This window comes from Pseudoalteromonas piscicida (assembly GCF_002744175.1).
Taxonomy (GTDB): Bacteria; Pseudomonadota; Gammaproteobacteria; order Enterobacterales; family Alteromonadaceae; genus Pseudoalteromonas; species Pseudoalteromonas piscicida_B.
Window position 1 is genome coordinate 20,767 of sequence record NZ_NKHF01000089.1, and the last position, 12,443, is coordinate 33,209.

The 12,443-nt window shown below is 44.5% G+C and carries 9 protein-coding genes; 3 read left to right on the top strand and 6 right to left on the bottom strand.

The window, feature by feature from the left end; all coding sequences use genetic code 11:
* The first annotated feature begins 232 nt into the window (after positions 1-232).
* The 3 genes from fadB (at position 233) to tusA (ending at position 4,114) form a co-directional block, all read left to right on the top strand.
* The gene (fadB, locus tag CEX98_RS18320; RefSeq protein ID WP_099643456.1) at positions 233-2,395 is read left to right on the top strand and encodes a fatty acid oxidation complex subunit alpha FadB; all 2,163 of its coding nucleotides are present in this window, start codon (positions 233-235) and stop codon (positions 2,393-2,395) included.
* Position 2,396: 1 nt separating this feature from the next.
* Complete coding sequence (gene fadA, locus CEX98_RS18325) at positions 2,397-3,566, top strand: acetyl-CoA C-acyltransferase FadA (protein WP_099643457.1); 1,170 nt, start codon at positions 2,397-2,399, stop codon at positions 3,564-3,566.
* Positions 3,567-3,874: 308 nt separating this feature from the next.
* Positions 3,875-4,114 (top strand): sulfurtransferase TusA, encoded by a 240-nt coding sequence (gene tusA, locus CEX98_RS18330; RefSeq protein ID WP_010604166.1) that lies wholly within the window; start codon positions 3,875-3,877, stop codon positions 4,112-4,114.
* 33 nt (positions 4,115-4,147) lie between these two features.
* Here the strand turns inward: tusA and CEX98_RS18335 are convergent, their stop codons facing one another.
* The 6 genes from CEX98_RS18335 to dnaN form a co-directional block, all read right to left on the bottom strand.
* The gene (locus CEX98_RS18335) at positions 4,148-4,594 is read right to left on the bottom strand and encodes a hypothetical protein (RefSeq protein ID WP_099643458.1); all 447 of its coding nucleotides are present in this window, start codon (positions 4,592-4,594) and stop codon (positions 4,148-4,150) included.
* Positions 4,595-4,666: 72 nt separating this feature from the next.
* Entirely contained in the window at positions 4,667-6,736 is a 2,070-nt protein-coding gene (glyS, locus tag CEX98_RS18340; RefSeq protein WP_099643459.1) for a glycine--tRNA ligase subunit beta, read from the bottom strand.
* On the bottom strand, positions 6,736-7,638 hold the full coding sequence (gene glyQ / locus CEX98_RS18345; RefSeq protein ID WP_099643460.1) for a glycine--tRNA ligase subunit alpha: 903 nt from the start codon (positions 7,636-7,638) through the stop codon (positions 6,736-6,738). The genes glyS and glyQ overlap by 1 nt, the downstream gene beginning before the upstream one ends.
* Positions 7,639-7,811: 173 nt before the next feature.
* Positions 7,812-10,229 carry a DNA topoisomerase (ATP-hydrolyzing) subunit B gene (gene gyrB / locus CEX98_RS18350; RefSeq protein WP_099643461.1) on the bottom strand — a complete coding sequence of 806 codons (2,418 nt, stop codon included), beginning with the start codon at positions 10,227-10,229 and terminating at the stop codon, positions 7,812-7,814.
* A 13-nt stretch (positions 10,230-10,242) separates the two neighbouring features.
* On the bottom strand, positions 10,243-11,331 hold the full coding sequence (gene recF / locus CEX98_RS18355) for a DNA replication/repair protein RecF (RefSeq protein WP_099643462.1): 1,089 nt from the start codon (positions 11,329-11,331) through the stop codon (positions 10,243-10,245).
* 4 nt (positions 11,332-11,335) lie between these two features.
* Complete coding sequence (gene dnaN, locus CEX98_RS18360; RefSeq protein ID WP_099643463.1) at positions 11,336-12,439, bottom strand: DNA polymerase III subunit beta; 1,104 nt, start codon at positions 12,437-12,439, stop codon at positions 11,336-11,338.
* Between the last annotated feature and the right edge of the window lie 4 nt (positions 12,440-12,443).

Consider the following 12,443-nt stretch of genomic DNA (forward strand, 5'->3'; position numbering starts at 1 on the left):
AGCCAAAGTATGCTTATCTAAAGGTGGCACTGAAGAACTGCCACTCGGCTTGTAATTTGCGGATCGGTTCGCAAATTACACTAAATGCGAGGTGTGTTAAGCCACCATAGCAAACCGACTCAGGTATTTCAGTAAATGTGCGGTAAATTTTTCATTGCAATTTGCCGCTAAAGGATCCACACTGATTGAAATTACAACTCATCGTACCAGTGTAAAGCACGGGAGAACATGTATGTTAATCAAACGCGAGTCCTTTGTAGTTGATTTTTGCAAAGGCAATATCGCTGAGTTTAAATTTTGCCTACCAGGCTCAGTAAACAAATTATCTCAGCAAGTACTAAAAGAAAGCCACGAAGCGCTAATCGAATTGAGCCAGCGTGATGATATCAAGGGCTTAATCTTTACCAGCGACAAAGACCACTTTATCGTTGGCGCAGATATTTTCGAATTCCTACCGACTTTCCAGCGCCCAGAAGAAGAACTCATTGGCTGGATTAAAACGGCAACAGACGTCTTCGATGCGATTGAAGATCTACCGTTTCCAACCCTATCAGCCGTTAATGGTCTTGCACTAGGTGGTGGCTGTGAGTGGTTATTGGCAACCGATTACCGCATCGCAACAGACAGCGCAAAGATTGGCCTACCTGAAGTAAAACTTGGCATTATGCCAGGCTTTGGGGGCACCGTAAGACTTCCTCGCTTAATCGGCGCTGATAATGCCATGACGTGGATCACCACAGGTCAAGAAAACCGTGCAAACGACGCACTAAAAGTGGGTGCAGTTGACGGCGTTGTCCCTGCTGACAAGCTAATGACAGCGGCGATCCGCACGGTAGAGCAAGCCATCGAAGGTAAGCTAGATTGGCGAGCAAAACGTCAAGTTAAGCTTGAGCCGTTGAAAATGAACCGTGTTGAGCAAGGCATGAGTTTTGGCATGGCTGAAGGCATGGTAATGGCAAAAACTAAGGGCCACTACCCAGCACCTATGATGGCGGTTCAAACGCTTAAAGCAGCCGCCAACCTTGGTCGCAGCGAAGCGATGGCATTGGAAAACCAAAACTTTGCAAAGCTTGCTAGAACGGCTGAAGCCGCAGCGCAAACCGGTATTTTCTTAGCGGATCAATACATCAAAACGGTCGCCAAGAAGCAAGCAAAACAAAGCAACACAGAGATCAAGCAAGCCGCAGTGCTAGGTGCAGGTATTATGGGTGGCGGTATCGCTTACCAATCAGCCTACAAAGGCACACCGATTGTGATGAAAGACATTCAACAAGGTGCACTAGACCTGGGCATGGGTGAAGCTGCAAAATTGCTTGGTAAGAAAGTACAACGCGGCCACATGTCGATGGACAAAATGGTTGCAACACTTGGAAAAATCAAACCAACCCTTAACGATCAAGATCTACAAGATTCGGATATCATTGTTGAAGCGGTTGTGGAAAACCCCAAGATCAAGAAGTCGGTATTGGCTAGCCTTGAGTCACAACTGCCAGAAGGTACTATCCTGACCTCAAATACATCGACTATTCGTATCGATGAGCTGGCAACTGCATTAGAGAAGCCTGAAAACTTCTGTGGTATGCACTTCTTTAACCCAGTACCAAAAATGCCACTGGTTGAGATTATCCGTGGTGAACAAACATCTGACGAAACGGTTGCAGCTGTAGTTGATTACGCCTTAAAACTAGGTAAGTCTCCTATCGTGGTAAACGATTGCCCTGGGTTCTTTGTTAACCGAGTTCTATTCCCTTACTTTGCAGGCTTTAGCCAACTTGTGGTTGAAGGCGCAGACTTCGCCAAAGTGGATAAAGTAATGGAAAATGTCTTTGGCTGGCCGATGGGTCCTGCATATCTACTTGATGTCGTGGGTATTGATACAGCAAATCACTGTACTGGTGTAATGGCTGATGGTTTCCCAACGCGTATGGCGCGCAAAGATAAAGACCCAGTTGCTGTGCTTGCGAACGCTGAGCGCTTTGGTCAGAAAAACCAAAAAGGTTTCTACCAATACGCACCTGATCGCAAAGGCCGCTTGAAGAAGAGTAAAGACGACAGTGCACTTGAGCTGCTAAGCAGTATTTGCGACGCTCCAAGTGACTTTGATAAACAAACGATTATCGAACGCTGTATGGTGCCAATGATCAACGAAGTATTGCTATGTCTTCAAGAAGGCATTGTAGCTTCACCACAAGAAGCTGACATGGCACTCATTTATGGTATCGGCTTCCCTCCATTCAGAGGCGGTGCTTTCCGTTATCTAGACCAAATTGGCCTAGCAAATTTTGTTGCGATGGCTGACAAGTACGCTCACCTTGGTGAAATTTACCAAGTCTCTGAACAAACAAGACAGTGGGCTGATGAAGGTAAAGTGTTCTATCAAGTGGAGGGCAAGTAACATGGAAAACGCGGTAATCGTAGATTGTATTCGTACCCCAATGGGCCGTTCAAAAGGCGGTGTATTCAAGCATAAACGTGCCGAAGATTTGAGCGCACATCTAATGAAAGGCTTACTAGAGCGTAATCCTCAAGTTGCCCCTGATTCCATTGACGACATTTACTGGGGCTGTGTACAGCAAACTTTAGAGCAAGGCTTTAACGTTGGCCGTAACGCTGCATTGTTAGCTGGTATACCGCACACCGTACCAGCAGTAACCGTAAACCGCTTATGTGGTTCATCAATGCAGGCATTACACGACGCAGCTCGCGCTATCATGACAGGTGCTGGTGACACTTACCTGATTGGTGGTGTTGAGCACATGGGTCACGTACCAATGACCCATGGCAATGACTTTCACCCAGGCCTTGCAACATCAGTTGCTCAAGCGGCTGGCGTGATGGGCTTAACAGCAGAGTACCTAGCGTTAATGCACGGGATCAGCCGTGAGCAACAAGATGAGTTTGCGGTACGCTCACACCAACGTGCGTATGCTGCAACCGTGGAAGGCCGTTTTGCCAAAGAAATTCTACCAATGGAAGGACATGATGCAGACGGTACACCTGTACTTGTTGAGCATGATGAAGTTATCCGCCCGGAAACCAACCTAGAAGGTCTAGGTCAGCTGCGCCCGGTATTTAATCCAGCCTCAGGTACGGTAACGGCGGGAACGTCTTCAGCACTTTCTGACGGCGCTTCAGCGATGTTGGTCATGAGCGAGTCTAAAGCAAAAGAGCTTGGCCTTCCGATCCGTGCTCGAGTTAAGTCAATGGCGGTTGCAGGCTGCGATCCTTCAATTATGGGTTACGGACCAGTTCCAGCCTCACAAAAAGCATTGAAACAAGCAGGTATTACTATTGATGATATCGATGTTGCTGAACTGAACGAAGCCTTCGCAGCTCAATCTCTACCTGTGTTAAAAGACCTAGGTCTACTAGATAAGGTCGATGAGAAAGTGAACCTTAACGGTGGCGCCATTGCGCTTGGCCACCCGCTAGGTTGTTCTGGCTCACGTATCAGCACAACACTTATCAACCTAATGGAAGAGAAAGACGCGAAGTATGGCCTTGCAACTATGTGTATTGGTTTAGGCCAAGGTATCGCTACCGTATTCGAGCGCGTAGACGACTAATTCCAACCAGCTGGTACTGGGCTATTAAAAGACAATACCAGCACACAACTTCAACTTGGTGACCAAGGCAAAACAGCTCAGCTGTTTTGCCTTTTTTATTGTCTATTCTGAACTCGGAAGAAACTGCCACACTCATTTTCCCATAAACTGAGCGAATTCATTCTTGTTAAAGGTCACTTTACATCCCTCGTCATCTTGACTAGGAGTTTTGGCGCTAACGGTTAAAAAGGCATGAGTTATCCGAGCTTGAGGTTACTTACAACATGCGGTTAAAATAACAGTTTTCGTAACTAACAAGGCCACCCACAATGAGTTTTGATAATACCGACCATACCTTAGATGCTGTAGGCTTACGTTGTCCGGAACCTGTGATGATGATTAGAGGCATGGTAAGAAGGATGAACTTAGGTGAGACTTTGTTAGTAATAGCAGATGACCCGTCTACGACGAGAGATATTCCTAGTTTTTGCGAGTTTATGGACCATACCTTAGTAGCTAAAGCAGTGGCTGAATCACCGTATAGATATGTGATTAGAAAAGGTCTGTAACGGCACAATAAAAAAGCGGCTTGTGCCGCTTTTTTAAGATTTAACAATAACCACTTTTGGTGCTCTAGGATTTCGATAGTCTAAACGGATCTCATACCATCCTTTTTTGCTTGGCTTAAAGCTAAAGTAGTTATATACCGTATTGCAATCTGCAGCCAATGGTTGTCCAAGCGAAAGTTGCCCTTCACTCTTATAGCCACAGTTATAGCCTTCGCTCCACTGCTCATCAGCAATTTTAAACTCGTAAACTTTACCAGGACTCATAAATCTGGCTTTGGTAGCGTAGACACCAGGTTGTGTTTCTTCCATACGGTACTGAGGCTCAGCATCCCATAAAGTGAAGTCACCACGTAAATAAAGTGTCTTATCTAACTCACCGACAACGACGGGCGTAGTTGAGCTTGTTGGCAATTGAAAATTACTGCTACATGCAGTGAGTGCCAATAGCAAAAACGCCATTGCCCCTTGTTTTTTCATCATAGCTGACTGCCTTTTACTTGCTTATGACTAATCAACAAAAAGCCAGCGCTTGCTGGCTTTTTATGGTCGCGATTAGTTTTGTAACACCGAAATATCGGCGGTGTTAAGGAATAACTTGCTTAACTGGCTCAATAGCGCCAGACGGTTTGCTTTTATCGCTTCGTCTTCGGCCATTACCATTACATTATCAAAGAAGTTATCTACGGTTTCACGTAGGCTTGCAAGTCGAGTTAGTGCCGTTTGATAATCACCACCTGCGTACACAGGTGCAAGCTCAGCAGTAAGTTCAGCAACTTGTGTCGCAAGCTTCTGCTCAGCTTCTTCTTGCAACAACGCGTTGTCTACAGCAACTTCAGAGGCAACATTATTTTTTGCCAAGATGTTATTTACTCGCTTATTCGCTGCAGCCAATGCCTCAGCTTCAGCTAGCGTTCTAAAGTGGCTTACCGCTTTAACGCGACGATCAAAATCAACCGGACTCGTTGGACGTCTTGCAAGTACTGCTTGGATCACATCAACACTGATCCCTTCATCTTGATACCAAGCTCGGAAACGGCCTAACATGAACTCAACCACTTCATCCGCTACATTTGCATTACTTAGCTTATCACCGAATAAGGTCATTGCTTTAGCGACAATATCCGTAATATCTAGTGGTAGTTCTTTTTCTACCATAATGCGTAATGCACCAATGGCTGCACGGCGAAGTGCAAACGGGTCTTTATCACCTTTAGGTGTCTGGCCGATCCCAAAAATACCAACCAAGGTATCAAACTTATCTGCAAGCGCAACGGCAAAGCTGATTGGGTTGGACGGTAGATTGTCACCTGCAAAACGCGGCATATATTGCTCATTTTGCGCTAATGCAACCTCTTCCGCTTCACCATCGATACGTGCGTAATGCATACCCATTACGCCTTGAACATCGGTAAACTCCATGACCATTTCAGTCATCAGGTCAGTTTTACTTAGTAGGCCGGCACGCTCTGCCAGTGTCTTATCGGCACCAAGTTGTTCAGCAATAAAACCTGCCAACGCAGCAATACGCTCTGACTTGTCTTTTAATGTGCCAAGCTGCTTTTGAAATAACACTGAATCCAGTGATTCAAGACGGCTTTCCAACGTTTTCTTTTTATCTGTTTCAAAGAAGAACTGGGCATCCGCTAAACGTGGGCGAACCACCTTCTCGTTACCCGAGATAACCACGCTAGGATCTTTACTTTCAATGTTAGAAACAAATAAGAACTTGTTGATCAAGTTGCCTTGCTTGTCTAATAGTGGAAAATACTTTTGGTCGTCTTTCATGGTGTAGATGAGTGCTTCATCAGGCACCTGCAAGAAGGCTTCCTCAAACGACGCAACCAAAGTGACCGGCCACTCAACTAGCGAGGTAACTTCCTCAAGCAAGTCTTCATCCATTGCCACTTGTGCGCCTAGCTTTTCAGCTTCAGCTTCAATTTGGCCACGAATTAACGCTTTACGCGCTTCATAGTCAGCAATGACATAGGCACCTTTTAACACTTGGTGACTGTCATCTGCATGTGTTACACGAACACGCTCAGGGTGATGGAAACGATGCCCTTGAAGTTCATTACTAATGACTTTGCCTAACACTTCACCTTCGACTTGTTGACTACCAAGCAGTGCCGCTACAGTGTGCACAGGACGAATAAATTGCGTCTTGTTTGCGCCCCAGCGCATTGGCTTTGGAATCGGCAACTTAGCCAGCGCTTTGTTGATCACATCGCTAAGTAGCGCTAAGGTCTGTTGACCTTCTACTTTTGCTTTGTGTAGTAACCAAGTGCCCTTGTCTGTTTCTAAACGTTCCGCATCAACAATATCAATACCACAACCACGAGCCCAACCTAGCGCCGCTTTTGTGGCGTTACCATCAGCATCAAATGCTGCTTGAATAGCTGGACCACGTTTTTCAACTACTTTGTCGGCTTGTTGTGTTTGTAGTGCTTTAACTTGAATACCTAAACGACGAGGTGAGGCATACCAGCTCACGCCTTCATGGCTTAATTCTAACGCTTCAAGTTCTTGCTTCGTGTTTTCTGCAAATGACTCAGCAAGGTTACGTAACGCCTTGGGTGGTAACTCTTCAGTACCAATTTCTACGAGTAAGTTTTCAGTCGACATTATTTATCCTTACAAAGCGGGAAGCCAAGTGCTTCACGTGCATCATAATAAGCCTGTGCACAGGCTTTTGATAAAGCACGTACTCTTAAAATATAGCGCTGACGCTCGGTTACTGAGATAGCGTGACGCGCATCTAATAGGTTAAATGCATGAGATGCCTTCATTACCTGCTCGTAAGCTGGCAATGGCAGCCCTGCTTCGATAAGCTTTTCGCTTTCTTTTTCACACTGATCAAATTGCTTGAATAGCGCGTCTACGTCCGCGTGCTCAAAGTTGTATGTCGACTGTTCGATTTCGTTTTGCATGAACACATCACCATAGGTAACGCGTCCCATTGGACCATCTGTCCAAACGAGGTCATAAATGCTGTCTACACCTTGTATATACATTGCAAGGCGCTCTAGACCATAAGTAATTTCACCCGTTACAGGTGAACATTCAATGCCGCCAACCTGCTGAAAATAAGTGAACTGAGTCACTTCCATGCCATTTAACCATACTTCCCAACCAAGTCCCCATGCGCCCAAAGTTGGTGATTCCCAGTTGTCTTCTACAAAACGGACTTCATGTGTCAGCGTATCAATACCTAGCGCTTCTAGTGAACCGAGGTATAGTTCCTGAATGTTTTCAGGTGACGGCTTCAATACAACTTGGAATTGGTAGTAATGCTGAAGACGGTTTGGGTTTTCACCATAGCGACCATCTGTCGGACGGCGACATGGTTGTACATACGCGCTCGACATTGGTTCAGGACCAATGGACTTAAGGAAGGTCATCGGGTGGAATGTACCCGCACCAACTTCCATATCTAAAGGTTGAGCTACAACACAGCCTTGCTGCGCCCAGTAATCCTGTAAAGCCAGGATCAAACCTTGGAAGGTTTTGATATCGTATTTTTGCATAGTTGGCTTATTTTTATCTGGTACTTATCGTGTGTGAGCCCTGATATTTCCGTGCTCACGCTAGATTCAATGATTGAAAATTATGCTCAGTATACCGCGAGCGCTTTAGGGTTTTAAGCTTTAAAGCATAAAAAAAGGAGGGAAAATCCCTCCTTTTTATTAGAAGCTTGTATTTACACGTCTAAGTTAACAACGCGCAATGCATTTGTTTCGATAAACTCTCTACGAGGCTCTACTTGATCGCCCATGAGAGTTGCGAATAACTGGTCAGCCGCAATAGCATCTTCGATAGTTACACGTAACATACGGCGAGCGCCAGGATCCATCGTAGTTTCCCAAAGTTGATCTGGGTTCATCTCACCTAGTCCTTTATAGCGTTGTGTATACAAGCCGCGCTTCGACTCCGAGATTAACCATTCTAGACCAGCTTCAAAGTAGTCAATGGCTTGGGTCTTTTCACCACGCTGTACGTATCCGCCCTCTGTCACTAAGTTACCAATTTGGCGGCCTGTGTTCGCAATGCGTACGTAGTCTTTAGATGTGATAAAGTCAAAGTTCAAGGTATGCGCTTTATCAACACCATGCTGACGGATGTTTATCACTGGGTAATACATGTGACGCTCTTCATCAAATGCAACTTCTGCATTGAAGATAGTTGCATCCTCATCTTTCTTCACAAGGTCAGCAACCAAGTTTTCAGTCCACGCCGTTACTTTTGCTTCATCAGACAAGTCTGACTCTGTTAGCTCAGGGTGGTAAAGAAGGCGATTCATAATAGATGATGGATACTTACGCTTAAGGCGCTCAATAATATCAATCGTATTCTGATAATCATGTACTAAGTTTTCTAGCTTGTTACCAGAAATTGGCTCAGCACCTTCCGCTGGATACAGTGCAGCATCGTTAAGTGCTAATGTCGTCAAGTACGCTGTTAGTGCATTATCATCTTTAATGTATCGTTCTTGCTTGCCTTTTTTCACTTTATATAGTGGTGGTTGAGCTATGTACACATAACCACGTTCAATGATTTCAGGCATTTGACGATAGAAGAAAGTCAGTAGCAGTGTACGAATGTGAGAACCATCCACGTCCGCATCGGTCATGATGATGATACGATGATATCTTAGTTTCTCAGGATTATATTCATCACGACCAATACCACAACCTAATGCAGTAATCAGTGTTGCTACTTCCTGAGAAGAAAGCATCTTATCAAAGCGAGCTTTTTCTACGTTAAGGATTTTACCTTTAAGCGGCAGGATAGCTTGGTTCTTACGGTTACGACCTTGCTTAGCAGAACCACCCGCCGAGTCACCCTCCACTATGTATAGTTCAGAAAGTGCTGGGTCTCGTTCTTGGCAGTCGGCTAATTTACCCGGTAGACCAGCTAAATCCATCACACCTTTACGACGAGTCATTTCACGGGCTTTACGTGCAGCTTCACGAGCACGTGCAGCATCAACGATTTTGTTTACAACGGTTTTAGCGTCACCTGGGTTTTCAAGCAAGAATTCAGTTAGCTTTTCAGCCATCATCTGCTCAACAGCCCCTTTCACTTCACTAGAAACAAGCTTGTCTTTAGTTTGTGAAGAGAATTTTGGATCTGGTACTTTTACGCTTACAACGGCGGTTAAACCTTCACGGGCATCATCACCTGTTGCACTGGTTTTATGCTTTTTATTAAAGCCTTCTTTTTCCATGTAGGTATTTAGCGTACGCGTTAATGCCGCACGGAAACCAGCTAAGTGAGTACCACCATCTCGTTGCGGGATATTGTTTGTAAAGCAGTAGATGTTTTCTTGGAAACCATCATTCCACTGCATTGATACTTCAACACTAATACCGTCTTCACGTTCCGTTGAAAAATGGAAAACACTTTGATGAACAGGCGTCTTCTTGCGGTTTAGGTATTCAACAAAAGCCTGAATACCTCCTTCATATTTGAAGTGATCTTGCTTATTTTCTTCGCGCTCATCACTTAAGATGATGCTAACACCAGAGTTCAAGAAAGATAATTCGCGTAAGCGTTTTGCCAGAATATCGTAGTGGAAGTTAGTATCTGAGAACGTTTCTGCGCTTGGCCAAAATCTCAGTTCAGTGCCCGTAGTTTCAGCTTCACCAATTACACCTAATGGTGCGTCAGGAACACCCATAGTGTATTTCTGCTGGTGCACTTTGCCATCACGGCGAATTGTTAGTTGTAGTTTTTCAGAAAGTGCATTTACAACAGAAACACCTACGCCGTGTAAACCGCCAGATACTTTATATGAGTTATCATCAAATTTACCACCGGCATGAAGTACCGTCATGATAACTTCCGCGGCAGAGACTCCTTCTTCTTCATGAATTGAAGTTGGGATACCACGACCATTATCTCGAACAGATACAGAGCCATCAGTGTGAATTGTTACGAAAATATCGTCACAATATCCTGCTAGTGCTTCGTCGATTGAGTTATCAACGACCTCAAACACCATGTGATGCAAACCAGTACCATCGTCTGTGTCACCGATATACATTCCCGGACGCTTTCTTACAGCATCCAATCCTTTAAGTACTTTAATACTCGACGAATCGTAATTTTCCGACATGGGTTTCTTCCAATTATTTTGTTATTAAGCTGCCATGTTCCACGTGGAACATTTTGATTTCACGTTCCATTGGTTCAATAACGGCGGCAATACTTTCTGGAGTTATCGCGGTAATAAACAATTGTGACTGGCACTGCGCTAATAAGCGAGATACCGCCACCTTCGTATCATCACTCAACTCCGAAGGTAAATCATCAATAAGCAAGATTGACTGCTTATTACTCTCCTGGTCAATCAAACTATTCTGCATTACTTTGAGTGCATACAGTAAGAGCTTTAACTGACCGCGAGAAAAAATATGTTCTACGCTGTGACCTTGGGTATAGAAATTAAAGTCTGCCTTATGAGGCCCTTTACTTGTATATCCAAGTTTTAAGTCACGCTCCAGCTGATTTACTAGTACATCAGCTAGTTCCCCCTTCCAGCCCGCTTGAAAGCGAATTTCAAGGCCTTTAAATATGGGGCTTATATCCCCTATCTTATCAAAAAAATGCGCCTGAAACCTACCTATATACGCCTCTCTAAGCATATTTATTTGCTCTGCCAGCCTAACAAACTCCTTGTCCCAATAGCTGAGCTGAGACTGGTAGTCCCGAGGTTTTGCCTTAAGCAATGCATTACGCTGCTTGAGCACTTGATTAAACATTTTCCAAGAAGCATAGAACTGATGTTCCACGTGGAACACACCCAAATCTAAAAACTTCCTTCGCTCTTTTGGTCCACCAAAAAATAGCTCATAGCTTTCTGGGGTAATAACTTGAACAGGTAAAACCTGTGCCAATTCTGCAACTTTTCTGCTGGCCTGCCCCTGAATCTTGAGCTTAGTTTCACCACTTGTATATTTGCTGATACCTAGCGGTATAGACAAGTTATGTAATTGTTTTTTAGCATGAACAACACAATGAGATGCTTCATGCTTGATCATCAATTTCTGAAGGTTAGTTCGAAAAGATTTACCGCTGGAGAGAAAGTAGATGGCTTCAAGCAGGCTGGTTTTACCGCTGCCATTTTCACCCAGAATAACATTAACTGCATGACTGGGTGAAAGTGCCATTGCCTCAATATTACGAAAGGTATTGAGGCTAAGATGGGTCAAACTCATAAATCTATAGGCGCATTGGCATGACTACATACATTGCATTTTCATCGCCAACAGCTTCTATCAGTGCGCTACTATTCGAATCAGAAAGTGTAAACTGTACATCTTCCGACTTAATTGTATTTAACACATCCAACAAATACGAGACATTAAATCCTACCTCAAGATCATCGCCTTGATAACCGACTTCAACTACCTCTTCTGCCTGTTCTTGCTCTGGATTGTTAGCACTGATCTTTAACTGGCCACTGCTCAAGTTTAATCTCACGCCACGGAACTTCTCGTTAGACAAGATAGATACGCGTTGGAATGCGCTGCGCAACCACTCTCGATTCGCAGTGACCAACTTGTCACCCCCACGAGGTAATACTCTACGGTAATCTGGGAATCGACCATCCACCAGCTTACTGGTAAAGGTGAATTCGCTATCTATGATGCGCACGTGGTTAGCACCAAATTGAATGGTAATTGTTTCGTCATCCGCAGGGAGCAAGCGCATGATTTCTTGAACCCCTTTACGCGGAATGATCAATTGACGTTGTGTTTGCAGAGACTCAGGTAACGTTTGTTGCGCGATGGCTAAACGGTGGCCGTCTGTTGCAACCGTTTTAATCTCACTATTGTCCACCTCAAATGACATGCCGTTTAAATAGTAACGTACATCTTGGTTTGCCATAGAGAAATGGGTCGCTTCGAGAAGCTTTCTTAACTCTAAACGTGTAATGACAAACTCTACCTCACCATCCCACTCTTCGAGGTTAGGAAAGTCTTCAGCAGCCAATGTCGTTAACGAGAAGCGGCTTTGGCCACTAGTTAAAAGCAGTTGGTGTTCTTGTGTACTGAGTACCAGATCAGAGTTATCAGGTAGGCTCTTACAAATATCAAGCAGCTTTTTAGCCGGCAGCGTGATTTTGGCGTCTGGAACACTATTATCTAGGGTAACAGATGCAACCAGCTCTATCTCTAAATCGGTACCTGTCATATATAACGCACCCTCTTTCACTTCGAGTAGCACATTAGACAGAATAGGTAGCGTATGCTTGCGCTCAATCGCGCCAGACACCTGTACCAGGGGTTTTAAAAATAGTTCTCTTGGAATGGTAATTTGCATCATT

Bases quoted from the DNA above. Each gene is read 5' to 3' on its own strand.
- fadB (WP_099643456.1), top strand. From the start codon at position 233: ATGTTAATCAAACGCGAGTCCTTTGTAGTTGATTTTTGCAAAGGCAAT.
- fadA (WP_099643457.1), top strand. From the start codon at position 2,397: ATGGAAAACGCGGTAATCGTAGATTGTATTCGTACCCCAATGGGCCGT.
- tusA (WP_010604166.1), top strand. From the start codon at position 3,875: ATGAGTTTTGATAATACCGACCATACCTTAGATGCTGTAGGCTTACGT.
- CEX98_RS18335 (WP_099643458.1), bottom strand. From the start codon at position 4,594: ATGATGAAAAAACAAGGGGCAATGGCGTTTTTGCTATTGGCACTCACT.
- glyS (WP_099643459.1), bottom strand. From the start codon at position 6,736: ATGTCGACTGAAAACTTACTCGTAGAAATTGGTACTGAAGAGTTACCA.
- glyQ (WP_099643460.1), bottom strand. From the start codon at position 7,638: ATGCAAAAATACGATATCAAAACCTTCCAAGGTTTGATCCTGGCTTTA.
- gyrB (WP_099643461.1), bottom strand. From the start codon at position 10,229: ATGTCGGAAAATTACGATTCGTCGAGTATTAAAGTACTTAAAGGATTG.
- recF (WP_099643462.1), bottom strand. From the start codon at position 11,331: ATGAGTTTGACCCATCTTAGCCTCAATACCTTTCGTAATATTGAGGCA.
- dnaN (WP_099643463.1), bottom strand. From the start codon at position 12,439: ATGCAAATTACCATTCCAAGAGAACTATTTTTAAAACCCCTGGTACAG.